At 60.8% G+C, this 21,757-nt stretch carries 20 protein-coding genes, 1 tRNA gene and 1 pseudogene; 8 read left to right on the top strand and 14 right to left on the bottom strand.

Going from position 1 to position 21,757, the window contains the following annotated elements; translation table 11 throughout:
• From uvrC to GV818_RS26045, 4 genes are all read left to right on the top strand, one after another.
• Nucleotides 1–1,824 carry an excinuclease ABC subunit UvrC gene (gene uvrC, locus GV818_RS26065; RefSeq protein WP_161777913.1) on the top strand — a complete coding sequence of 608 codons (1,824 nt, stop codon included), beginning with the start codon at nt 1–3 and terminating at the stop codon, nt 1,822–1,824.
• Nucleotides 1,825–1,856: 32 nt separating this feature from the next.
• Nucleotides 1,857–2,417: a CDP-diacylglycerol--glycerol-3-phosphate 3-phosphatidyltransferase gene (gene pgsA / locus GV818_RS26060; RefSeq protein ID WP_161759354.1), complete on the top strand. Its 561-nt coding sequence runs from the start codon at nt 1,857–1,859 to the stop codon at nt 2,415–2,417.
• Between the two features lie 64 nt (nt 2,418–2,481).
• Nucleotides 2,482–2,557 (top strand) — tRNA-Gly (locus GV818_RS26055).
• 641 nt (nt 2,558–3,198) lie between these two features.
• On the top strand, nt 3,199–3,690 hold the full coding sequence (locus GV818_RS26045) for a phosphopantetheine-binding protein (protein WP_161777887.1): 492 nt from the start codon (nt 3,199–3,201) through the stop codon (nt 3,688–3,690).
• Nucleotides 3,691–3,782: 92 nt separating this feature from the next.
• On the opposite strand, the gene GV818_RS26040 is transcribed toward GV818_RS26045, so the two are convergent.
• A complete protein-coding gene (locus GV818_RS26040) occupies nt 3,783–4,556 on the bottom strand; it encodes an alpha/beta fold hydrolase (protein WP_161777886.1) in 774 nt (257 codons plus the stop codon).
• Nucleotides 4,557–5,293: 737 nt separating this feature from the next.
• On the opposite strand from GV818_RS26040, the gene GV818_RS26035 reads away from it, so the two are divergent.
• The 4 genes from GV818_RS26035 to GV818_RS26020 all read left to right on the top strand — a co-directional run bounded on the left by GV818_RS26035 (nt 5,294) and on the right by GV818_RS26020 (nt 9,415).
• The gene (locus GV818_RS26035) at nt 5,294–6,301 is read left to right on the top strand and encodes a 2-keto-3-deoxygluconate permease (RefSeq protein WP_161759351.1); all 1,008 of its coding nucleotides are present in this window, start codon (nt 5,294–5,296) and stop codon (nt 6,299–6,301) included.
• Nucleotides 6,298–7,578, top strand: a complete 1,281-nt coding sequence (locus GV818_RS26030) for a four-carbon acid sugar kinase family protein (RefSeq protein WP_161759350.1) — start codon at nt 6,298–6,300, stop codon at nt 7,576–7,578. The genes GV818_RS26035 and GV818_RS26030 overlap by 4 nt, the downstream gene beginning before the upstream one ends.
• On the top strand, nt 7,575–8,573 hold the full coding sequence (pdxA, locus tag GV818_RS26025) for a 4-hydroxythreonine-4-phosphate dehydrogenase PdxA (protein ID WP_161759349.1): 999 nt from the start codon (nt 7,575–7,577) through the stop codon (nt 8,571–8,573). The genes GV818_RS26030 and pdxA overlap by 4 nt, the downstream gene beginning before the upstream one ends.
• Before the next feature lie 74 nt (nt 8,574–8,647).
• Nucleotides 8,648–9,415 carry a DeoR/GlpR family DNA-binding transcription regulator gene (locus GV818_RS26020; RefSeq protein WP_161759348.1) on the top strand — a complete coding sequence of 256 codons (768 nt, stop codon included), beginning with the start codon at nt 8,648–8,650 and terminating at the stop codon, nt 9,413–9,415.
• Nucleotides 9,416–9,585: 170 nt separating this feature from the next.
• Here GV818_RS26020 and abaF read toward each other — a convergent pair whose 3' ends face one another.
• The 13 genes and pseudogenes from abaF to GV818_RS25955 form a co-directional block, all read right to left on the bottom strand.
• Complete coding sequence (abaF, locus tag GV818_RS26015; RefSeq protein ID WP_161759347.1) at nt 9,586–10,983, bottom strand: fosfomycin efflux MFS transporter AbaF; 1,398 nt, start codon at nt 10,981–10,983, stop codon at nt 9,586–9,588.
• A 53-nt stretch (nt 10,984–11,036) separates the two neighbouring features.
• The gene (locus GV818_RS26010; protein ID WP_161777885.1) at nt 11,037–12,065 is read right to left on the bottom strand and encodes a trans-3-hydroxy-L-proline dehydratase; all 1,029 of its coding nucleotides are present in this window, start codon (nt 12,063–12,065) and stop codon (nt 11,037–11,039) included.
• 9 nt (nt 12,066–12,074) lie between these two features.
• The gene (locus GV818_RS26005) at nt 12,075–12,797 is read right to left on the bottom strand and encodes an amino acid ABC transporter ATP-binding protein (RefSeq protein ID WP_161777884.1); all 723 of its coding nucleotides are present in this window, start codon (nt 12,795–12,797) and stop codon (nt 12,075–12,077) included.
• Nucleotides 12,790–13,440: an amino acid ABC transporter permease gene (locus GV818_RS26000; protein WP_161759344.1), complete on the bottom strand. Its 651-nt coding sequence runs from the start codon at nt 13,438–13,440 to the stop codon at nt 12,790–12,792. Before GV818_RS26000 ends, GV818_RS26005 begins: the two co-directional genes overlap by 8 nt.
• 10 nt (nt 13,441–13,450) lie before the next feature.
• Nucleotides 13,451–14,116, bottom strand: coding sequence for an amino acid ABC transporter permease (locus GV818_RS25995; RefSeq protein WP_161759343.1), 666 nt, complete (start codon nt 14,114–14,116; stop codon nt 13,451–13,453).
• Entirely contained in the window at nt 14,109–15,887 is a 1,779-nt protein-coding gene (gene lhpI / locus GV818_RS25990; RefSeq protein WP_161777883.1) for a cis-3-hydroxy-L-proline dehydratase, read from the bottom strand. The genes GV818_RS25995 and lhpI overlap by 8 nt, the downstream gene beginning before the upstream one ends.
• A 14-nt stretch (nt 15,888–15,901) precedes the next feature.
• Nucleotides 15,902–16,720 carry an ABC transporter substrate-binding protein gene (locus tag GV818_RS25985; RefSeq protein WP_161759341.1) on the bottom strand — a complete coding sequence of 273 codons (819 nt, stop codon included), beginning with the start codon at nt 16,718–16,720 and terminating at the stop codon, nt 15,902–15,904.
• 243 nt (nt 16,721–16,963) lie between these two features.
• Nucleotides 16,964–17,260, bottom strand: a pseudogene (locus GV818_RS25980) (helix-turn-helix domain-containing protein); the annotation flags it as partial.
• A complete protein-coding gene (locus tag GV818_RS25975; protein ID WP_161777882.1) occupies nt 17,253–18,533 on the bottom strand; it encodes an NAD(P)/FAD-dependent oxidoreductase in 1,281 nt (426 codons plus the stop codon). The gene GV818_RS25975 and the pseudogene GV818_RS25980, both read right to left, overlap by 8 nt.
• Nucleotides 18,530–18,766 carry a (2Fe-2S)-binding protein gene (locus GV818_RS25970; RefSeq protein ID WP_161777881.1) on the bottom strand — a complete coding sequence of 79 codons (237 nt, stop codon included), beginning with the start codon at nt 18,764–18,766 and terminating at the stop codon, nt 18,530–18,532. Before GV818_RS25970 ends, GV818_RS25975 begins: the two co-directional genes overlap by 4 nt.
• Nucleotides 18,759–19,874, bottom strand: coding sequence for an NAD(P)/FAD-dependent oxidoreductase (locus tag GV818_RS25965; RefSeq protein ID WP_161777880.1), 1,116 nt, complete (start codon nt 19,872–19,874; stop codon nt 18,759–18,761). The genes GV818_RS25970 and GV818_RS25965 overlap by 8 nt, the downstream gene beginning before the upstream one ends.
• Complete coding sequence (locus tag GV818_RS25960; protein ID WP_161777879.1) at nt 19,871–20,803, bottom strand: 4-hydroxyproline epimerase; 933 nt, start codon at nt 20,801–20,803, stop codon at nt 19,871–19,873. The genes GV818_RS25965 and GV818_RS25960 overlap by 4 nt, the downstream gene beginning before the upstream one ends.
• A gap of 111 nt (nt 20,804–20,914) precedes the next feature.
• Nucleotides 20,915–21,589 carry a GntR family transcriptional regulator gene (locus GV818_RS25955; protein WP_161777878.1) on the bottom strand — a complete coding sequence of 225 codons (675 nt, stop codon included), beginning with the start codon at nt 21,587–21,589 and terminating at the stop codon, nt 20,915–20,917.
• Nucleotides 21,590–21,757 lie beyond the last annotated feature (168 nt).

Here is a 21,757-nt window from a genome sequence, read left to right as displayed (position 1 = left end):
ATGACCGACCTGTTTGATCCCAGTGCCTTTCTTTCTACCTGCAGTGGCCGTCCCGGTGTGTATCGCATGTTCGACAGCGATGCACGCCTGCTCTACGTCGGTAAAGCCAAGAACCTGAAGAGCCGCCTGTCGAGCTATTTCCGCAAGACTGGCCATGCGCCGAAGACCGCTGCCCTGGTGGCGCGCATCGCGCAGATCGAAACCACCATCACCGCCAACGAAACCGAAGCCCTGCTGCTGGAGCAGACGCTGATCAAGGAGTGGCGGCCGCCGTACAACATCCTCCTGCGCGACGATAAGTCATATCCCTACGTGTTTCTTTCGGACGGCGACTTTCCGCGTTTCAGCATTCATCGCGGGGCAAAGAAGCAAAAGGGCAAGTACTTCGGACCTTACCCCAGCGCCGGTGCCATTCGTGAGAGCCTCAGCCTGCTGCAGAAGACCTTCATGGTCCGGCAGTGTGAGGACAGCTATTACAAGAACCGCACGCGGCCTTGCCTGCAGTACCAGATTAAGCGCTGCAAGGCGCCTTGCGTCGGCCTGGTGGAGCCCGAGGTCTATGCCGAAGACGTGCGCCACTCGGTGATGTTCCTGGAAGGGCGCAGCAACGCCCTGACGGATGAGCTCTCCAGTGCCATGGAGGCCGCTGCCGGCACCCTGGATTTTGAAAGGGCCGCCGAGTTGCGCGATCAGATCTCCCTGCTGCGCCGGGTCCAGGACCAGCAGAGCATGGAGGGTGGCACCGGCGATGTCGACGTGGTGGCGGCCTTCGTCAACCCGGGCGGCGCCTGTGTGCACCTGATCAGCGTGCGTGGCGGGCGGGTGCTGGGCAGCAAGAATTTCTTTCCCCAGGTGGGCATCGAGGAGGACGTTTCCGAGGTCATGCTGGCCTTTCTTGGCCAGTACTTCGTCAGCAGCCCCGAGCGCGACCTGCCGGCGGAATTGATCGTCAATGTGCTCCATGAGGACTTCCCGGTCCTGATCGCCGCCATCGATGAGTTGCGCGGTCGTGAATTGACCATCAGTCACCGAGTGCGCGGCACCCGTGCCCGCTGGCAGCAACTGGCAGTGACCAACGCCGAGCAGGCCTTGAGCGCGCGCTTGGCCAACCGCCAGCACGTGGCCGCCCGTTTTGAAGCCCTGGCCGAGGTGCTGAACCTGGACGAGTCCCCGCAGCGCCTGGAGTGCTACGACATCAGCCACTCCAGCGGCGAGGCGACGGTAGCCTCCTGCGTGGTCTTCGGGCCGGAAGGGCCGCTGAAATCCGATTACCGCCGCTACAACATCGAAGGCGTTACAGCCGGCGATGATTACGCGGCCATGCACCAGGCCCTGACACGACGCTTCAGCAAGCTCAAGGACGGAGAGGGCAAGCTGCCAGATATCCTCCTGGTGGACGGTGGCAAGGGCCAGTTGTCCATGGCTCGTGATGTGCTCAATGAACTGGCAGTGCCGGACCTGATTCTCCTCGGCGTGGCCAAGGGGGCGACCCGCAAGGCCGGTTTCGAAACCCTGTACCTGAATGATGCCGCCCATGAGTTCACCCTGAAGGGGGACTCGCCGGCGTTGCACCTGATCCAGCAAATCCGCGATGAGGCTCACCGCTTCGCGATCACCGGTCACCGCGCCCGACGTGGCAAGACCCGGCGCACCTCGACCCTGGAAGGGGTGGCGGGCGTCGGCCCGAAACGTCGGCGTGACCTCCTTAAACATTTTGGTGGATTGCAAGAACTGTCCCGTGCAAGCATCGACGAGATTGCCAAAGCACCGGGAATCAGTAAAAAGCTCGCAGAGTTGATTTATGCAAATCTGCACAGCGAGTAGAATGCCCAATCACCTCGTAGCCAGTTGTGCCGATGAATATCCCTAATCTGATCACCGTTCTACGCGTCCTGCTCATCCCGATTTTCATATTGCTGTTCTATTTGCCGTATAGCTGGAGCTACATGGCTGCCAGTTCGGTCTTTGCCTTCGCGGCCGCCACGGACTGGCTGGATGGGTACCTAGCGCGACGCCTGCAACAGAGCACGCCGTTTGGCGCGTTCCTCGATCCTGTGGCCGACAAGCTGATGGTGGCGGTGGCCTTGGTCTTGCTGGTTCAGGAGCACCACAATCTGTGGCTGACCTTGCCGGCCGCGGTGATCATCGGTCGTGAGATCGTGATTTCGGCGCTGCGTGAATGGATGGCCGAACTGGGCGCCCGTGCCCAGGTAGCGGTGTCCAGCATGGGCAAATGGAAAACCGCGGCGCAGATGCTTGCACTGGTGATCCTCCTGGCCAACCCGTCGGATTTCAGTTTCTGGGTGCTGGTGGGCTACGCCTTGCTGCTGGCAGCAGCGGGCCTGACCCTGTGGTCGATGCTGCAGTATCTGCGCGCTGCCTGGCCGCATCTGAAAATCGACAATGAAAAAAAATAACTTTTTTGAATCAAAGGCTTGACGCGCATTCTAATTTCTATAGAATGCGCATCACCAAGACGTTGCGGGAATAGCTCAGTTGGTAGAGCACGACCTTGCCAAGGTCGGGGTCGCGAGTTCGAGTCTCGTTTCCCGCTCCAAACATAGCGCTGCAGAGTTCAACTGAACTTTGCAGCGATCGCAAAAAGGACCTTCGGGTCCTTTTTTCGTTTCTGCGGATTTCGCTGAAATCCAGCATCCTCCAGTGCTTTAAGTCCAGAGCGGAGCCCTGATTGGGAGCCTTGAGTCTGGACAGGTGCTGCTTCTCCTCGGCAAAACTGATGGGCTTGCGCTCAATGGCCGCCTAAGGCTCTATCCGCTGAATGATGACCGAGCCTTGCGCAAGATCGAGGCGTTGCTGTCTGCATACTGGTGCTGGTGGGATAGGCGAGCCGTTACGCAATACCTATCTGCATGTCCTTGATGACACCTTGCAACCGTGCAGCCAAGGCGACCTCTGCATCTCGGGTGCCGGTTTGGCGCAAGAGTACCTGGGGGATCCCGATGCGACTGCTGCGGCATTCAGACGGCACCCCGATACCGGCACCTTGATTTACCGCAGTGGCGACAAGGTTCGGATGCATGAGGGGGGAGTCCTGGAGTGGATTGGCCGTGGGGAGGCCGAGTTGAAGATTCGCGGCAACCGCATCGGTTCTCGCGAGGTGGAGCGCGAGCTGGAAAGTATCAACGGGCTCGATGCTGCGGTAGTCGCTGCGTGCGGCTTCGAGGGCCGGGGGAAGACATGTTGGCGGCTTACATCGTCGTCAGTCGGCCGTTTAGCAAAGAAGAGCTGAATCTCATGTTAAGCCGGCATCTGCCGGAGTACATGATTCCTGATCTGTATGTCGTGCTGCCGGAGTTTCCGCTGTTGCCCAATGGCAAGTTTGATCGATCGAGTCTTCCCGTTCCATCGCGCAGCAACACATTGAGCAGTGAAAAGCGCGTACTTGCGTCATTGCCATTTTCCCCTGCTTCCCTTGCGGAACACCGGTTACGGGTGGAGCAGATCTGCCAGGTCTTTGCCCAAGTGCTGGGACGCGATCACTTTGATGAGCATGACGACTTTTTCGACCTGGGAGGCAATTCGGCGTTGCTGGTCATCGCTGCGGGGTTACTCAGTGTGAAACTCAAGTCAAAGGTTTCTGGAGCCATTGTCTTGGAGTCGCGCACTCCTACGCGAATGGCAGAGGTGCTGACCAGCAGTGACAAGGACCTCAAAACCACACTGGCCTGATGACTGATAGCTGGGTTTATAACCCAGGGCTGGTTGCACATCCTGGAATGGACAACCAGCCGCTAGCTGAAGGAGAGTGAGTTGCAAGGGGTTCAAGTGTTGATGAATTCATTCAGGCTTGCGATGAACACTTCGCATTTTTCTTCATGGGCGCAGTGGCCGGCAAACGGAATATTCATCAGCCGGGCTTCAGGAACCTGATTGGCCAGTTCAACTGAGTTGATCCTTGAGACCAGCATGTCATCGTCGCCGCGAACCACGAGCAACGGGCAACGAATGTGCCTGACACTGGCATTGGGATATCCGCTGTTGCTTGAGTCGAGCCAAAGGTCGACCAGAGCCTTGGACAGCGCGTCGAATTCAGGCGTCGGGTTGAGTGTCATATAACGGTCGTAGCTGGCGGGAAACATCGTATGCCAGCTGTTGGCGGTAATGTCGGCATACACCTTGCGCGTCGGATCATTGGCCTTCAACGTCCAATGGGCACCGATGGTGACGAGCCTTTTGATCTTGATCCGATTGTCGGCTGCCAATCTGAGTGCGGCAATGCCGCCGTCGCTGTGGCCGATCAGGATGATATCGTCGAGCCCAAGGTGGTGGATGACCGCCTCGACATCATCCTGGATTCTTTTGTAGGTCAGCGCGGCTGTGCCCAGTGTCGATTTGCCGTGGCCTCTGCTATCGATGCCTATGAGCCGATAGTCCTTGCTCAGGTAAGGCGTGATGGGGTTGAAATCTTCAATGTTTCCAAAGCCGCCGTGGAGGAGAACAATCACCGGGCCGGCATCATTGCCCTGGGTTTCGAAATAGATATTCGCCCCGCCAATTTCCAGGAACTGACCATCCTGATGGTTGAATACATTCATTTACATCCGTCCTGTGTAATGACTTCCTTGACCTGGCTGGCGACCGTGACCGTCAAGGCTCGGGGTCCTCAAGGCCACGCGGCAAGCGCCAGGCCTCCATGGTAGCGCAAGGCTGTGAGTTGGTTTCTGCTTTGTTAGTGCGATGACCGAGCCATACCAACGTTTAAAGTTGGAATCACCTAGCCGATGATTTCTTTAGCCACGTAGCTTCGGGCAAGCATGCCTTCACGGGCCGCACGATATGGCTGTTGTGTTTTTTGCTGATGCCGATCTTGGGTCTCTTTTGCCGGCGCTGACGTGGTGCGCAGACTTGCCGGATAGCTGCCAGACCTTGTTGCAGGATGAAGGTATGAAGGCCGCTGCACGGCGAACCATCAGCTTCGACCTCCTGACTGCCTTGCGCCCTTGCGCAGCCGACAGCCAATCTGGCTCAGCCAGGACCTGCCGGGTTCTGTGGGCGGCGCGCTTTAACTGATCCGACCAGGCAGTGCCGCGAGCGCGCGCCTGCCTGTTGCCGCGCCCTTGCTATCCGGTATCGAGAGCCACCGCCAGTTGTGGCTCGAGAGGGGGCAGATGCGCTCGATTCAGCGGACTTCATGATTGAATTGATCATTGATTGATTGAGTTGCGCATTATTGAGTCTTGTTTTAAGGTGCGATTGATCGAGTCAATCATTTCGTGATTGTTTCGATCAGGTCAGAGCCGTGTTGCGCACCATAAAAATAAGGAGTTACCGGATGATCCAGATTCCAATCAAGCGCTCCATCGAGCGTGTTCCTGGCGGCATGATGATTGTTCCGTTACTGATCGGTTCACTCATCGCCACCTTCCTCCCGGACATGCCAAAGTACTTTGGCTCGTTCACCAATGCGCTGTTCAGCGGTTCACTGCCGATTCTCGCGGTGTTCTACGTCTGCATGGGCGCCAGCATCAATATCAAGACCACGCCCTATCTGTTGAAAAAGGGGGGTGTGCTGTTCGCCACCAAGGTTGGAACGGCCATGATCATGGGGTTGGTCATGGGGCACTTTCTGGGCGAGCAACCGATTTCCTCGGGATTCTTTGCCGGACTGTCCACCCTGGCCGTGGTGGCGGCGATGAACGATACCAACGGTGGTCTGTACATGGCGCTCATGGGGCAGTACGGACGCCCCGCCGATGTCGGTGCCTATTCGGTCATGTCCCTGGAGTCCGGTCCATTCCTGACCATGATCACCCTGGGTGTTGCAGGTTTGTCGGCCTTTCCCTGGCCCACCCTGGTGGGCGCGATTCTGCCGCTGATGCTCGGCATGCTGCTGGGCAATCTTGATCGGGAGATGCGTGATTTTCTGGCCAAGGCGGTGCCGGTGCTGATTCCGTTCTTCGCCTTGGCCCTGGGGGCCAGCCTGGATCTGTTCAAAGTCTGGCAAGCCGGTTTACTGGGCATCGCCCTCGGCGTGGCCGTGGTGGTGGTCACCGGCATTCCGTTGTATTTCGCCGATCGCCTGTCCGGTGGCACTGGGGTGGCCGGGGCTGCGGCGGCGACCACGGCTGGCAATGCCGCCGCCGTACCGGCGCTGATTGCCGCGGCCAATCCCGCCTATGCCGAGGCGGCAAGCAGCGCGACACTGCTGGTCGCCGCTTGCGTGGTGGTGACGGCGATCCTGGCGCCGATTCTGGTGTCGTCGCTGGCCAAGCGGCAAAAGGCCAGGGAAGTGTCGGCCACCGAACAAGCGGGTCTGCACCGACAGGAGACGCAACCATGAACCTGTTGATTATTGCCGATGACCTGTCTGGGGCCGCGGATTGCGCGATCGGTTTTGCCAGCGCCGGGCTGCACACCGTGGTGGCGCTCGATACCTCGACGGACACCCTTGGGGCTCAGGTCATTGCGATCGATACCGACTCCCGGCGCCTGGCGCCGACGGACGCGGCGGCGCTGACCCTGCGTGCGTTCGACGCGCTGAACCGTCCAGGAGGTCGCCTGTACAAGAAGATCGACTCGACCCTGCGTGGCAACTGGGCAGCCGAAGTGGCTGTTCTGCAACCGCGGGCCGGGCTGGCCATCATCGCCCCGGCATTTCCTGCCACCGGCCGGACCTTGCGCGAGGGCCGGGTTCTGGTGGCCGGTGCGCCCCTGGAAAGCACAGACACCTGGCGTTTGGAAAATGCCGATCGAGAGGCGGATATCGAGGCCATGCTGCTGGGGGCCGGGCTGACCTCCGCACGCCTGGATCTACAAGGGCTGCGGGTTGATCCCCGGCAGCTCGCCCAGCACCTGCTGAACGTCAAGGAGAGCGGTGTACAGGCATTGATCGTCGACAGTGAAACCAGCGATGACCTGCGCACCCTGGCGCTGGCGACCATTGACCTGGAGCGGGAGGTTTTCTGGGTCGGTTCCGGAGGCTTGGCGCGGGAGATCAGCGCCTTGCTGCAACCTGGCACTTTTTCAGCAGCGGACGCTGCCCTGGCGCCGGAGCCAAGCGGCTCGATCCTGGTCATGGTCGGTAGCCTGTCTGCTGTGTCGGACCGTCAATGCGCCTTGCTCAAATCCCAGAGCGGCATTGCCGAACTGTTGGTGCCGCCTGCGGTTCTGCGTGCCGGTCCGGAACACCACGACTGGCGACTGTGGCAGGCGTGCATGATCCAGGCACTGGATGGCGGTTCGGACCTGCTGCTGCGCATCGGTCGTGACGCGGTCTTTGCGCCAGCCGAGGGTGAGCGCCTGTGCACGGCGCTGGCGGCCATGACCGCGCCGTATTTCGGGCAGGTGGCGGGGCTGGTCGCCACCGGTGGCGAAACCGCTCGGGCCATGCTCAGTGCCGCAGCGATTGGCGGCCTGCAGATACATCAGGAAATAGAGGCCGGTGTGGTGCTCGGCAAACCATTGCTCCGGGCCCAAGACCGCTGTCCCCGCATCGTCACCAAGGCCGGGGCCTTTGGCAGCGATCAGGCGCTTTACCGGGCTTGGCAGTATTTGAACCAGGCGGGCGGTAACCACGCGTCTGCACACCCAGTTAAGGCATCGAGGTCAACTTTATGAGTAACACGCTTCCCGTCATTGGCATCACCATGGGTGACGCCACCGGTGTCGGGCCGGAAATCATTGTCAAAAGCCTGACTCATGCAGTGGTCTATCAACAGTGCCGGCCACTGGTGATCGGAGATGCCCGGCGTCTGGAGCAGGCCAACCGCATTGTTGGTGGCCAGCTGGTGATTCGCCGGATCAAGGATGCATCCGAGGCGTTGTATCAGCCTGGCAGCATCGATTGCATCGACCTGGGGCTGATTCCCCAGGACCTGCCATTCGGCGTGCTCTCAGCCATAGCGGGTGATGCGGCCTACCAGTACATTGCCCGCGCCGTGGAGCTGGCGAACGCGCAGCAGATCGACGCGATCTGTACTGCGCCGCTGAACAAGGAAGCACTGCACGCGGGAGGGCACAAGTACCCGGGGCACACGGAGATGCTTGCCCACCTGACTCACGTCGACGAGGTGTCGATGATGCTGGTGGCGCCGCAGTTGCGGGTGATCCACGTGACGACTCACATCGGCATCATCGACGCTATCCGCAAGATCGAGCCGGGTCTGGTACAGCGCACCATCGAGCGCGGCAACGCGACCTTGATCAAGGCCGGGATCGCTCGTCCGCGCATTGGCGTCTGCGGGATCAATCCCCATGCGGGGGAGAATGGTCTGTTTGGCTATGGCGAGGAAGAGGAGAAAATCATTCCCGCCGTGCAGCGCTTGCAGGCCCTCGGCCTGGACGTGACCGGCCCCTTGCCTGCTGACACCCTGTTTTTTCGCGCCGGGCGAGGTGATTTCGACCTGGTGGTGGCGATGTATCACGACCAGGGCCATGGCCCGGTGAAGGTCCTTGGCCTGGAGGCGGGGGTCAACGTCACGGTGGGGCTGGAAGTGATTCGTACCTCGGTGGATCATGGCACCGCGTTCGATATCGCCGGCCAGGGCATCGCTGATGAACGCAGCCTGTTGGAAGCGTTGCGCCAGGGTGCCGAGTTGGCCACTCGACGCTGAGATCGCAGTGAAGGCTACAAGGCACTGATGGGCTGCTGTATAAGATCAGCGCCCACCAGACAAGGAGCCCGTGCATGAAACCCGTCGACCGCCACCGCCTTATCCTCGATCTCGTTCGGACCCACGACACCAGCGTCGAGGAGTTGAGTTCGGCGCTGAATGTGTCGGAAGCCACGGTACGCCGTGACCTGACCCTGCTGGGCAAGCAACGCCTGCTGGTGCGTACCCATGGCGGCGCCACGGCGTTGATCGGCGTGCACGAGCCAGAGGCTTCACTGGAAGAGCGCAAGGCCAGTCGGGGGGATGAAAAGGCCGCGATCGCCAGGGCCGCCATTGCCCACATTCAGGATGGAGACACGGTATTCCTGGATGGCGGCACCACTTGTAGTGCACTGGCGGCACTGCTGTATTCGCACGGCAATATCCAGGTGGTTACCAACAATTTGTTGGCGGTCATGACGCTGGCCACGGCCCCGGGTGTCCGACTGACCCTGATCGGTGGCGATCTGCGGGAATCCAGCATGAGTACCCTTGGGCCTCTCGCCGAGCTGGCGATCAGCCGGCTCAGCGTTGATCGGGCTTTTCTCGGTGCCGACGGTGTGGTCGCCGAATTCGGTCTTTGTGAGGCCAGTGCACAACAGGCCTACCTCAAGGAATGCATCATCAAAAGGGCCGCGCAGGTATTCGTCCTGGCCGATTCGGAAAAGCTGGGCAGGGCACGTCAACAGCACTGGACGCCGCTGGAGCGGGAATGGCGGTTGATTACCTCGGCGGTTGATGAGGTGGAACTGCAACCGTTCCAGGATCTGGCCATGGCCACCGTGGAGACCGTTGAGCTATAGGTGCCCTAACGGTCGCTGTCAGTCGGTAATGCTTGCGAGCCGGTCGGCATGCTTGCCGCGAGAAAATCGAGGGCGACGCACTCAAGTCGCACCCCGATCGCCGGCCTGTGTTGCTGAAATGATGGGAGGCGGGCGTCGTGGCGCCCACCCGAAACGCTTGTGAGGCTGGATCAGGCCCGCGCGTTGCCCTGGTATGCATTGGCGGGTTCGGCACTGCCTTGGCTGGCGATCCGCGCAGCCGCCTCGGCGTCGACCTGGTGCAGTGATTTGCCACGGGTTTCGCGGGTCAGGCCTACGGCGACAATCGAGATCAGCGCGGCGCCGACCAGGTACCAGGCGATCGGGGTTGAGCTGTGGTATTTGTTGAGCAGGGTGAGCGCAATCAACGGTGCCAGGGAGCCGGCAAAGATAGGTGCAACCTGATAGCACAGCGACAACGCGGTATAGCGGACATGGGTGGGGAACATCTCGGCCATCAGCGCCGAGTACGGGGCATAGGTCATCGATTCGATGGCCAGGCCCAAGGTAATGGCCGTCATGATCAGCCAACTGTTACCCGTGTCCATCATCGGGAAGCCAATGAACCCCCAGAAGGCTGTCAGCACTGCACCGGTCAGATACACCGGTTTGCGCCCGACGATATCGGACAGGTAACCCATCAGCGGGATCAGGAAGAAATGCAGCAGGTGTGCACCGAACATCAACAGCAGAATCTGCGATGTGTCCTTGTGCACGACCAGCTTCAGGTACGTAATCGAGAACGTCACCACGGTGTAGTAGAGGATGTTTTCGGCGAATCGCGCCCCGATCCCGACCAGCACGGCACGCCAGTGGTGACGCAGCACTTCGACCACGCCCAGTTGCTGCGAGGTGTTCTGCGCTTGGCGTGCCTGGGCCTCCTTGAAGATCGGCGCATCATCGACGCTGGTGCGAATCCAGTAGCCGATCAATACCACGACGGCCGAGAACCAGAACGCTACGCGCCAGCCCCAGGCCAGGAACTGTTCCTCAGTCAGGCTCGAGGACAACAGCAGCAAGGCAACGGTGGCGACCAGATTACCGGCGGGTACCCCGGCTTGCGGCCAACTGGCCCAAAAGCCTCGGCGGTTGTCCGGGCAGTGCTCGGAGACCAGCAGGATGGCCCCGCCCCATTCGCCGCCAAAGGCGAACCCCTGGATCAGGCGCAAGAGCACCAGCAACAACGGCGCGGCATAGCCGATGCTGTCGAACCCCGGCAGGCAGCCCATCAGGAAGGTGGTAATTCCGACCACCACCAGGCTCAGTTGCAGCAGCCGCTTGCGGCCGAACTTGTCGCCATAATGACCGAACACCAATCCGCCCAGCGGGCGGGCCAGAAAACCGACGGCGTACAGGGCAAAGGCGGCAATGATGCCATCGACCGGGCTGTCGGTCTGACGGAAGAACAGCTGGCCGAAGACCAGTGCCGAGGCGGTGCCATAGAGAAAAAACTCGTACCACTCGGCCACGGTGCCCGCCATGGCGGCAGCCACGACGCGTTTCAATCCGGAGGGCGTGGTGGAGCTGGAAGCATGCGGGTGAGTAGGCATGGGATGTCCTTTCAAGGCACGAAGAGAGGAGGGGCGATTATCGGTAAATCCACTCAGGCACCTGGCCAGGTGTCTGACAGTCGATAGCCCTGGGGCCATGGGTCCGTTGGGTCGAGTAACAACTGGTGTGTTCCGGTGATCCAGGCTTGGCCGGATATGCACGGGTAGATTGCTGCGCGTCCGGCCACCTCGGTCAGTGAGTCGATGCGGCAGTGGAACTCGGAGCCAATGATCGAGCGCCCGATAAAACGATCTCCCACGTTCATCAAGCCTTTGGCCTGGAGCACTGCCATGCGTGCCGAGCAGCCGGTACCTGTGGGTGAGCGGTCGATCTTGCCGGGTTGGATGACCACGGCATTGGCGCCGGTGGCAACGCCGCGTTCACTCACGATAGGTGCGGCGATCTGGCAAAACGAGATATGCGACCACTCGGGGTTCAGCGGGTGCACGAAGCCCAACTGCTCATTGGCTGCCCGAGTGATTTTCAGCCCCGCCTCGACCAGATCCGCGGCCTCGTCGGCCTGGATGGCAAACCCCAGGCGCTTGGCGTCGGCGATCACGAAACTGTCACCGCCATAAGCCGTGTCGACTTGTAGCGTGCCAATGCCCTCGACCTCGATCCAGGCATCAAGGTGGTCGGCGAACGAGGGCACGTTCTTGATTTCCACACGTTCGACCTTGCCATTACGGCAGTCGGCTACCGCTTCAATCAGGCCGCCTGGCGCCTCGAGCACCAGATGGGTTTGCGGTTCGGTCATCGGCAGGATGCCGCTTTCGAGCAGCACGGTGGCCACGCAGAGTGAGTTCGAGCCGGACATCGGCGGTGTGTCGGCTGGCTCCATGATAATCCAGGCCATCTGTGCCCGCGGGTCTTTGGGCGGCACCAGCAGATTGACGTGGCGAAAGACGCCGCCACGCGGTTCATTGAGGACGAAATTGCGCAGGGTCTGATCGTTGGCAATCCAGCGAGACTGCTCCCACACAGTGGCACCAGGTGGCGGCGCGACGCCGCCAACAATCACGTCGCCCACTTCGCCTTCGGCATGGCAACTGACGACATGAATCACTTTTGAAGAGCGCATGGTGTACTCCTATTTGACTGATTTGAGGAACGCAGCGGTTTCAGGCTGGAGAGGGTTGCCAATCACCTGATCGGGCGATCCGATTTCATGCACCAATCCATTGCGAAAGAACGCCACGCGATCCGAAACGTCGCGGGCAAAGCGGATCTCGTGGGTGACCAGCACCATGGTCATGCCGTCTTCGGCGAGCGTGCGCATGGTGTCGAGCACTTCGCCAACCAGTTGTGGATCAAGTGCCGAGGTGGCTTCGTCGAACAGCATGTAATCCGGCGACATGGCCAGTGCACGGGCAATCGCCATGCGCTGTTGCTGGCCGCCCGAGAGCTTGCCGGGAAACACCTTGAGCTTGTCCCTCAGGCCCACGTGCGTCAGTTGCTTTACTGCCAGCGCTTCAGCTTCTTCGCGGCTTTTGCCCAGCACTTTGCGGGGCGACAACATCACGTTTTCCAGCACGGTCAGGTGGGGGAAGGCGTTCCACTGCTGAAAGACAATGCCGATTTTCTGGCGCAGTCGATTGAGGTCGATGGCCTTGTTGTGCACTTCGACCCCGTCCACGCGAATGCTGCCTTTCTGGATCGGCTCAAGACCGTTGATGCACATCAGCAGGGTGGACTTTCCCGAGCCGGAGCCGCCGATGATCGATACCACTTCGCCCTTGTTGACGGTCAGGCTGACGCCCTTGACCACTTCGAGTTCACCGAAGGATTTGTGTACGTTGTCGATCTCAATCATTTTCTTGCCACCTTGCTTCCAGGCGAGCCCCCAGACGTGCGACCGCCAGGCTCATGAGGTAATAGATAAGGCCCGCGATGCACAGCACCAGAAGCGGCTCCTGGATGCGGGTCACGATGGTTTGCGAGGCGCGAAGCAGTTCAACGATGCCGATCCACATCACCAATGCGGTGTCTTTCATCACCCCCAGCACCAGGTTCAGCCAGCCGGGGAAGGCCACCCGCGTCGCCATGGGCAGGACGATCCAGCGCAAGTCCTGGAAGTAACTCAGGCCCAGCGAACGACTGGCCCGGCGCAGCGTGAAAGGCACCGACAGCACGCCGCCGCGCACAATTTCGGTGAAGTACGCGGCGGTGTAGATGCCGAGTACGATGCAGCCGACGCTGAAGGCGCTGATATTCAGGCCGACGATGCTTTTGAACGAGTTGAACAAGACGAACTGGATCAGCAGCGGCACGCTGCGAAAGATGTCCAGGACCCAGGCCAGCGGCAGGCTGGCGAGTGGCATCAGAGCCCGTAGCAAGCCGAACACCAGGCCGGCGATGGTGCCCAGGATGATTGCCCAGAAGGTCAGCTGCAGGGTGACCCAGGCACCGTCGAGCAGGAACAGCAGGTCGTTCCAGGTAAAGCTGGTGGTTAGCATGAAGAGGTCCTCAATAGCGGAACAGCCGCCAGGCCATGAGCCGGGCTACCGCGACGATCGACTTGGCGATCAGGTAATACAGAACCGCCGCGAGCGCGAAATATTCAAAGGTCCGGAACGTTTTGACGTTGAAGTCCTGGGTCACGCCGGTGAGGTCGTTGTTCAGCCCGACGATCACCCCCAGCGACGTCATCAGCACTGCCCAGACCATCTGGTTGCTCAAGGGATAGAACACCACCCGGAGCAGCTGCGGAACGATGATCATCCGGTACGTCTGAAAAGCGCTCATGCCCAGCGAACGGGCGGCGCGCATTTGGGTGCTGGGAACGGCCTTCAGGCCACCGCGAAAGTTCTCCGCCAGGTAACCGGCATTGTTGAAGGTGATACCGGCCAGCAAGGCCAGCCATGAGCTGACGTGCAGCCCCAGCGAACCGAGGCCGAAGTACAGGATGTAGATCTGGAACAGAGAAGGCGTATTGCGGGCGATCGATACCCAGCCATTGGCAAAGCCGCGGATCAGCGGTTGCGGGGCTTCACGCATCACCGTCAAGGCCAGGGCAATCAGCACCCCGAGAATCATCGACAAGGCCGCGGTCTCGAACGTGACCCAGGCCCCAGCGAGCATGTCTGGCAGCGCACGCAGCGCTGAGCGCCACTGGAAGGTGTAATCAAACATGCGCAGGTTTCTCCTGTTGAATGGCAGGTTGCAGCCAACGTGGCAGGCGGCCGCTGGCCGTGGTGGTGCAGGCGCTGTCGACACATTCGGCAAGGCTTGCGAAGTGCACCAGGCGCCCCACCAGCCCCGGCGCGTAATGGGCGTACTTGCCCGAGTTGGTCATGAGCGTACGGGCCCCCGGTGGCATCACCGGCTCACCGACCATGCACCAGCAGGTATCGGTGATCAGGGTCGCGCCGAAGCGTTCAAGCACGTCCAGGTATCCCGCGTCTCGGGCCTGCTCCAGTACGGCCCGCCCACAGGTGATCGCCAGCACCATGTCAGGGTGTTTGCGTCGGCCGTGGCAGAGGTGTGCCAGCTGAGCAAACTCACTCAGTGAAAAATGCGGATTGCCCAGCGAGACAATGTCCACATGCGGGTCGTTGGCACTGTTGAGCTCGCACCAGGCGTCATACAGGTGCTCAAGGCGAATGCGGATAACCTCGGGCGCGTTCCCAGGCGCCAGCACGTGCGCGGGCTCCAGCGCCTCCGGGGTGACTCCGCCGATATGAAACAAGGGCGCGGCCGACGTGGTGGCAAATGCCGCACCGAAGGCTTTCAAGTCGTCCAGGCTCGGGGAGGCGCTTTGCAGCCCCAGCACCAGCGGGATTCGGGAGCCTGCCAGGGCACCGATGTGATAGCCCAGCAGTGGGTAGAAGGCGTCGTCCAGATCCTCCAGCGGCGGCACTTCGACAATCATCCGGGCCTTGCGTTGGGCTTGCAGGTGGCAGCCAGCCAGGGGTGCCCGGCCAGTCAGGGCAATACATATATCCAGGTAATCCGGGTATTTCTGGGTGTGTGCCCCCAACACGCTGTTGGCATAGACCACGGCATTGGATTCGGCCCAGACGATCTGTTCTCCGGCCTTGGGGGCGCTGTCGAGCAGGTACGGTGCGCAGGTGTAGCTCAGTTGCGCACCCATGGCCATGTAGGCATCCCCCAGCGCACTGGCAGGTTCGCCAAGTGCCGGGTCGACGCCCAACTCACGCCAGCGGCGCTGATCAACGGATATCGAGTTGAGGGTGGTTGGCACGCGTACGCGAGCTCCCCACTTAACCAACTGCTCGGCAAACTGCAGGCTGGCGGGCCCGGTATAAATGCAGCCATCGATGTGCGCCTGGCTGATAGTGACCAGGCTGCTAGCGCCTTGCAGTTCGGCCATGCGCACCACCAGTTGCATGGCTACTTGGGCGGCCTTGCCATGCTGGCCGTCGAGCTGCGCCTGGTCTTCAGCGCTCAGCTCCAGTGACGCGCCAGGCACTGGTTCGGCCAGTGTGTTGCTCGCTTGGCAGTCGCTGTCGGGGGCGTGCTCGAATAACGTCAGCGCCTGCCCCTCCACCCGGGCGAACGCCGCACCGCGCAGTGCGCCGAAGGCTTCCCTGCCGATGCACAACACCGGCAGGGAACGTTCAAACAGGGTGTGAGCCACGAGCACGCCAAGGGTCAGAATTTCATCGACATCCGCCAGCACCAGTGCGGCCGGTGCATGACCATTGCTGATCAACTCCATCAGGACGCTGCTGCCTGTGCATGAGCCGCGACCGCTGGGGATGGCCAGCACGCGACCGGCCATATGCTGCCCGCTGAGCGGATGATGGCGATCAATGACTTCGCCACTGACGGGATCGACGCCACCCCAGAAGCTCAGACCGACATCGGCAAATAACAGTGCACCTTGTGCAGCACCACCGACCAAGGGGCGACCGGTCAGCGTCATGGGAGTACTTGGCATACCGGACACCTTGCTCAGTAGTAGACGTGCGGTACGGTCAACTCGGTCGGAGCAATCTCGGTCCCGACCCATTTAGCGAACAGTTCCTGGTAACGGCCAGTGCGCACTTGTTGGTTGATGAACAGATTGAGGTAGTTGATCAGGCCATACTCATTGCGCTTGGCGCCCAACGAAACGAAATCGACCACATACGGGGCATTGCCGGCGACCTTCAGGTTCTTGTACTTACCGGATTTCAAGGTGGCGGCGGCGACGGTATTGGTCACCACCGTGGCATCGATATGGCCTTGGGCGACGGCCAGGATGGTGTCGCTTTGCGATTGGTAGGCGCGGAAACTACCGTTGCCCCAGCTCTTCACGTCTTTTTCCAGCGCGATGGCTTCGTAGGTGCCACTGGTATTGCCCATGGCTTTGCCCTTGATGTCGTTGAAGCTGTTGATGCCGGTGTCATCGCGAGTCAGCACGACCATCTGGAAGGCAAAGTAGGGCACGGTCAGCCCGACCGTTTTGGCGCGCTCAAGGGTGTCTGAGGTGGACGCCACGATGACGTCGGCACGGCCTGATACCAATGCGGGAATGCGGTCGGGAAAGGGCGTTTCGACCACTTCGGCATCAACCCCAAGCACCTTTGCCAAATCATGGCAGTAGTCCACATCGAACCCGGCCGGGCTGTTGCTGGCATCGCGAAAACCCATCGGAGGGAAGTCCAGCGTCACCGCGCAACGCAGCTTGCCGGAGCTGATGATGTCGTCGAGCTTGTCGGCGTGGGCGGTGCTCATAATGGTGGAGCCCAGAACAGCGGTGAGGGATACGGCAAGGATCGAATGTTTCATGAGTGCCTCGTGTCGTAATGGTCTTTGAATATCGTATTGTGAATTTCGTATACGATATTAAATAAGCAATCGGCATGCCTATTCCCTGGCAGGCTCTGCAAATATTTCTGGATCGTTGTGGGGCATGCCTTCGGGCCGCTGGGCACGCGACCGCGGTATTGTTCCGGCTCGAAACTGTGCGAGGTAATGTTACATAAGGGAGCAGTAGCGTTAGTTGGTGCCTCCAAACGGGAACGCGGGGTGCTACCGCGGGGTGCGATTGGTTTTGCGATAGGGGCTCGGGGAGCGCTCGGTCAACGCAGAAGCTTGCCGGCTGAAGGCACTGTGATTGGTGTAACCGCAACGCAGGGCAATCTCGGTGATGGCGAGCTCGTGCTCCAGCAACAGTCGAGACGCCTCTGCAAGGCGTGCTTGATGAATCTGTTGCCGGGGCGTGAGTTGAAAGACTTCCTTGCCGTGACGCTCCAGTTGGGCGACAGATACGCTGGCCTTGGTCACCCGCGCGGCAAGGCTGATGGTGCGTGCGAACTCGTTATGAATAGATTGGCGAAAGCGATTCAGGCAGGGGAGTGTCGTCCAGGCACATCAGGGTTTCGATGCGTGCGGGGCTAAAGGGGGGACGTGGCGCTGAGGGTTGCCAGCCGAACAGGTGATGGACCGCGCCACCACAAATCCGCCCCTGGCAGGCGCCCATGCCACAGCGGCTGGCGAGTTTGGCTTCGCGCCAGTTGTCATGCCCAGCCAGTGCGGAATAGGCAACGTCTTCGCATCGGCAGACCAGGGTATCGGGTTCGGCGAGCGTTTTTAGTCCAGGTGTCAGGGTAAAAGCCTGGTTCAATGCATCGGCAAATCCTTGCCAGCGTGCCCGGCGCGGCCAAAGTCGCTTGGCGAGGTCAAGCTCGCCGACCGCTGCATATCCGGCAATTGCCCCTTCGACCAGTGCCAGTTCGCTGCCGCCAAAGCCCGTGCATTCGCCGGCGGCGTAATGGTCAGGGCGGCTGCCGGCTTGCCAGGCATCGACGGCGATGGCTTGTCCCGCCAGTTCGTAACCCAGTGCCTGGCCGAGTTGGCTATTGGGGATCAGACCAAATCCGCAGGCCAGCCGGTCACAGTCGATTTCGACTATCTTGCCCTGCTGTAGCAGGCGCACTGCCTCCAGCCGGCCATTGCCCAGTGCAGCGAGAACGTGGCTCTGCGGGCGGTAGTGGCGGTCGAACAGGTTGAATGACTGCACAAGCTTGTGGGGCCAGCGGGGCAGTTGCGAGGCAAACCGGGCGATCGCGCCCAGCGATGCCTGTTCGGCAATGCGCAGCACCTTGGCTGCGTTTTTCTTCGCCGTGGCGGCGCTGGCCAAGAGTAGAGGCCCGCTACCGGCAATCACGATACGTTGCTCATGCACCGTCAGGCCGCTCTTGATCAAGGCCTGCAGGCCGCCGGCGCCGGTGACACCGGGCAGGGTCCAGCCTGGAAACGGCAGAAGTAATTCCCGCGCACCGGTGCACAGAATCAGGCGGTCATAGTTGATCTGCCAGCCACGCTCGGCGTTCTCCAACAGCAGGGACTTGGGACCCGCACTGGCAATCACCCGGGTACCGCTGTGGAGGCGGACGTTGGTGCAGGCCAGCAAGCGCTCACGTAGTTCACGTGCCTGGTCCGGTAGACTGGCTTGTGGCCCATCGCGCCAGATTTGCCCGCCGGTAAAGGGGTTGTCGTCAACCAATACAATCTGCGTGGCATAGGGGGCGGCAGCAATGGCTGCTGCCATACCCGCTGGGCCGCTGCCGATAATCAGCAGTTGCGTGTCTTCGTTCATGACCGGGTCTCCACGCGCATGTCATCACGGCACAAGGTCTGGCAGGCCAGGCGCCGGAAACCGTCGATGCTGACTCGACACTCCTGGCAGATACCCATGCCGCACAACGGTGCGCGGCGCTGGCCGCTGACCGAAGTCCGGCAGCAGCCATCGTCATTCAACGCCAGCGCTGCGGCGACGCTGGTACCATCGGCGACGCGCAGCTTGCGACCGTCCAGGAACAATTCAGGCATACAGGGCTTCTCCCAGATAACGGTGGGGCAGATACGGTTGTGGGGGCAAAGGCGGGGCCTCATCGAACAATTGCGCGACCAGCAAATCAGCGGTGCCCGGTGCCGTCGTTACGCCAAGACCTTCATGCCCGACTGCCAGCCACAAGCCCTTGCGCTGCGGATGCGGGCCAACCAGGGGCAGGCCATCGGGGCTGGCGGCACGAAAGCCGGTCCAGGCGCGAATGCCATTGAGTTGTGCAAGCGCCGGCATGTACTCGGCAGCACGCTTGAGCATCTTGGCCAACATCCAGCTCTCGACCTCAGGGGCCACGGTGCCGAATTGTCGTGAGGCACCGATAAAGAGCTGGCCGGTGGGCCGCGGCTGAATATTGCAGGCTGTCGATGGGCCACTGGTGGTGTGGGCGCTGGTGACATAGCCCAGTTCGACGAGGGTATGTGTCACCGTCCCGGGATAACGGTCGGTGATCAGCAGGTGGCCTTTTTTCGGTTCGATCGGTAGCTCCGGGCACAGATCATTCGCCTGAATGCCATTGGCCATCACCACCGCTTGCGCGCTGAGCCACTGGCCGTCCTCGAGCTTGACCCGGTTGCCATCGACTTCGACAACTTGCGCCTTACGCTGGCGGATGTTCGGGGTGTCGAGCATCCAGCGGGCCGTTGCCGGCGCATAAAGAATGCCATCGCCGTTTATCAGCAGGCCGCCTTCCAGGCCTTCGCGTAAGTGCGGCTCACGTTCGCGCAGGCTCTGGCGACCGACCAGTTCGCAGCGGACACCGTGGGCTTTCAGGTTGTTGTATTTGCTTTGGGCAACCGCCATTTCTTCCGGGTTGGCCGCGAGCCAGAGCGTACCGTTGCTGCGGTAAGCGCAGTCGTCAGGCAACTCGCTGGCGGCATCGCGCCAACGTTGCAGCGAGTATTGGCTCAAGGCCAATTCAGCCGGGTTGTCATCGAGTACCAACAGATGGCCCATGCCGGCCGCCGTGGCGCCGGACAGGCCGGCATCCAGTACCAGCACGCTCAGGCCACGGCGCGCCAGGCCCTGGGCGCAGGCCGCGCCGATGATACCTGCACCGATCACGATGATGTCGGCGACCGCTGTTGGGGTCACAGGTGAATGCCCCAGGCGAAAGGATCATCCTGTTCAATCACCAGGGTGGCTTCGGCGCTGATATGGGCACGTCCACGAATGGTTGGCACAATCCGATCCCCCAGGTGTTCGTAGGAGCCTTCGAATTCGCTACCGATCACGCTGGCCTGGCGCCAGATCTGCCCGGCCTGCAATTTACCGTCGGCGGCCAGGCATGCCAGTTTGGCGCTGGTACCTGTCCCGCAGGGGGAGCGGTCATAGGCCTTGCCTGGGCAGAGTACGAAGTTGCGGCTATCGGCGTGCTCGTCGTCGGCGAACAGCTCGATATGATCGATCAGCCCACCGTCTTCGCCGCGAATGCTTTGGGTCTGCAGGGCGTGTTGTACGGCGCAGGTGTAGGTGGTCAAGGCCTCGAGATTATGACTGGCCACGGCCAGCCCATGGTCGGCGATCAGAAAGAACCAATTGCCGCCCCAGGCAATATCCCCGACGACCAGGCCCACTCCGGGCACCTCGACGGTCACGGCTTTTCTATAGCGATAGGCGGGTACATTACGCACGCTCACCGACCGATCTTCATGCAAGGTGGCTTGCACGGTGCCGACCGGCGTTTCAATACGGTGAACGCCAGGGCCGATCTTGCCCAGGTGCGCCAGCGATACCACCAGGCCGATGGTGCCGTGGCCACACATGCCCAAATAGCCGCTGTTGTTGAAAAATATGACACCGGCACAGGCGCTTGGATCTACCGGTTCGCAGAGCAGGGCGCCGACCAGTACATCGCTGCCACGGGGTTCGAGCATGCAGGTGGCGCGCCATGGATCGTACTGTTCGGCCAGCCGCTGCCGGCGCTCTGCCATGCTGCCGTTGCCCAGGTCAGGAAAGCCGTCAGTTACCAGGCGGGTCGGTTCGCCGCCAGTGTGAGAGTCGATCACGGTAATACGTTTCATCAGAAGGCCACGTCCGTTCAGATTGGTAGACGAAAGAGTGGCCTGTACCGCGGTGTGTCGGCTTGATGTATTTGTCAGTCGTGGATGACGAAATTAGCACAGTCGGTTGAATCAGGGCTTGGCCGATGGCAAGTGCTCGAACAAGGTTTTACACACCCCGGCAATGTGTTCGTCAAGCAGGCCCGCAGCCCGCTCTACATCGCCGTCTCGACATGCCTGGAGGATTTCGTGGTGCTCATGGTCGGCCCGCTCCTTGCCTGCTGACAGGCTCATTTGCATGCGCAGGTAGCGTTCCAGTTTGTCGTTGACTGAGCGGATCATGCTGATCAGGAAGGGGCGTTGCGCGGGCTCGTAGAGACACGCGTGCAGTTCCCAGTTGAGTTCGGCCCAGCGACCCACGTTGTTTTCGCCGATAAATTCCTGGCAAATGCGTTCTGCGCGGGCAAAGGTGGCTTCTGTCATGTTGGGTATGGCCAAGCGCAGGGCCTTGTCTTCGAGCAGCATGCGCACTTCGAACATTTGCGCCAGTTCCGATTCCGACATGCGTGTCACCATGGCGCCACGATTGCGTTGGAACATGACCAGGCCTTCGGCTTCCAGGCGCTTGAGTGCTTCGCGGACCGGGATCTTGCTGACGTTGAACTGGCGCGCGATATCGTCTTGGCGAATAGGTTCGTCTTCGGCGAATTGCCCGGCAACGATGGCGTCGCGCAGATGCCGGGTGATGATTTCCGAAGTGGAAGGTATGTTGCCGAGGTCCGGGGCGTTGAGGCGAGGTATGTTCACGGTATGCAGTCGTTTTAATTGAATTCAGCATATGGTATACGAGATTTCTGGCGTCCACCTGCCTTTGCCCGTTAACACTCACAGGGCTTGAGAGTGCCTGTGTCAGGGCTCCAATCGTCCTGGCCAGACGCATCCCGCAGGCGCTGAACGCCCCTTGGAGCTCAGCGC

The sequence above is a fragment of the Pseudomonas sp. Fl4BN1 genome, assembly GCF_009908285.1.
Lineage (GTDB): Bacteria > Pseudomonadota > Gammaproteobacteria > Pseudomonadales > Pseudomonadaceae > Aquipseudomonas.
The sequence above is the reverse complement of the archived record's forward strand: the minus strand, read 5'-3'. Positions and strand labels throughout refer to the sequence as shown.

What these genes read in the sequence shown, in the direction of transcription:
- uvrC (WP_161777913.1), top strand. Translation starts at nt 1, where the DNA reads ATGACCGACCTGTTTGATCCCAGTGCCTTTCTTTCTACCTGCAGTGGC.
- pgsA (WP_161759354.1), top strand. Translation starts at nt 1,857, where the DNA reads ATGAATATCCCTAATCTGATCACCGTTCTACGCGTCCTGCTCATCCCG.
- GV818_RS26045 (WP_161777887.1), top strand. Translation starts at nt 3,199, where the DNA reads ATGTTGGCGGCTTACATCGTCGTCAGTCGGCCGTTTAGCAAAGAAGAG.
- GV818_RS26040 (WP_161777886.1), bottom strand. Translation starts at nt 4,556, where the DNA reads ATGAATGTATTCAACCATCAGGATGGTCAGTTCCTGGAAATTGGCGGG.
- GV818_RS26035 (WP_161759351.1), top strand. Translation starts at nt 5,294, where the DNA reads ATGATCCAGATTCCAATCAAGCGCTCCATCGAGCGTGTTCCTGGCGGC.
- GV818_RS26030 (WP_161759350.1), top strand. Translation starts at nt 6,298, where the DNA reads ATGAACCTGTTGATTATTGCCGATGACCTGTCTGGGGCCGCGGATTGC.
- pdxA (WP_161759349.1), top strand. Translation starts at nt 7,575, where the DNA reads ATGAGTAACACGCTTCCCGTCATTGGCATCACCATGGGTGACGCCACC.
- GV818_RS26020 (WP_161759348.1), top strand. Translation starts at nt 8,648, where the DNA reads ATGAAACCCGTCGACCGCCACCGCCTTATCCTCGATCTCGTTCGGACC.
- abaF (WP_161759347.1), bottom strand. Translation starts at nt 10,983, where the DNA reads ATGCCTACTCACCCGCATGCTTCCAGCTCCACCACGCCCTCCGGATTG.
- GV818_RS26010 (WP_161777885.1), bottom strand. Translation starts at nt 12,065, where the DNA reads ATGCGCTCTTCAAAAGTGATTCATGTCGTCAGTTGCCATGCCGAAGGC.
- GV818_RS26005 (WP_161777884.1), bottom strand. Translation starts at nt 12,797, where the DNA reads ATGATTGAGATCGACAACGTACACAAATCCTTCGGTGAACTCGAAGTG.
- GV818_RS26000 (WP_161759344.1), bottom strand. Translation starts at nt 13,440, where the DNA reads ATGCTAACCACCAGCTTTACCTGGAACGACCTGCTGTTCCTGCTCGAC.
- GV818_RS25995 (WP_161759343.1), bottom strand. Translation starts at nt 14,116, where the DNA reads ATGTTTGATTACACCTTCCAGTGGCGCTCAGCGCTGCGTGCGCTGCCA.
- lhpI (WP_161777883.1), bottom strand. Translation starts at nt 15,887, where the DNA reads ATGCCAAGTACTCCCATGACGCTGACCGGTCGCCCCTTGGTCGGTGGT.
- GV818_RS25985 (WP_161759341.1), bottom strand. Translation starts at nt 16,720, where the DNA reads ATGAAACATTCGATCCTTGCCGTATCCCTCACCGCTGTTCTGGGCTCC.
- GV818_RS25975 (WP_161777882.1), bottom strand. Translation starts at nt 18,533, where the DNA reads ATGAACGAAGACACGCAACTGCTGATTATCGGCAGCGGCCCAGCGGGT.
- GV818_RS25970 (WP_161777881.1), bottom strand. Translation starts at nt 18,766, where the DNA reads ATGCCTGAATTGTTCCTGGACGGTCGCAAGCTGCGCGTCGCCGATGGT.
- GV818_RS25960 (WP_161777879.1), bottom strand. Translation starts at nt 20,803, where the DNA reads ATGAAACGTATTACCGTGATCGACTCTCACACTGGCGGCGAACCGACC.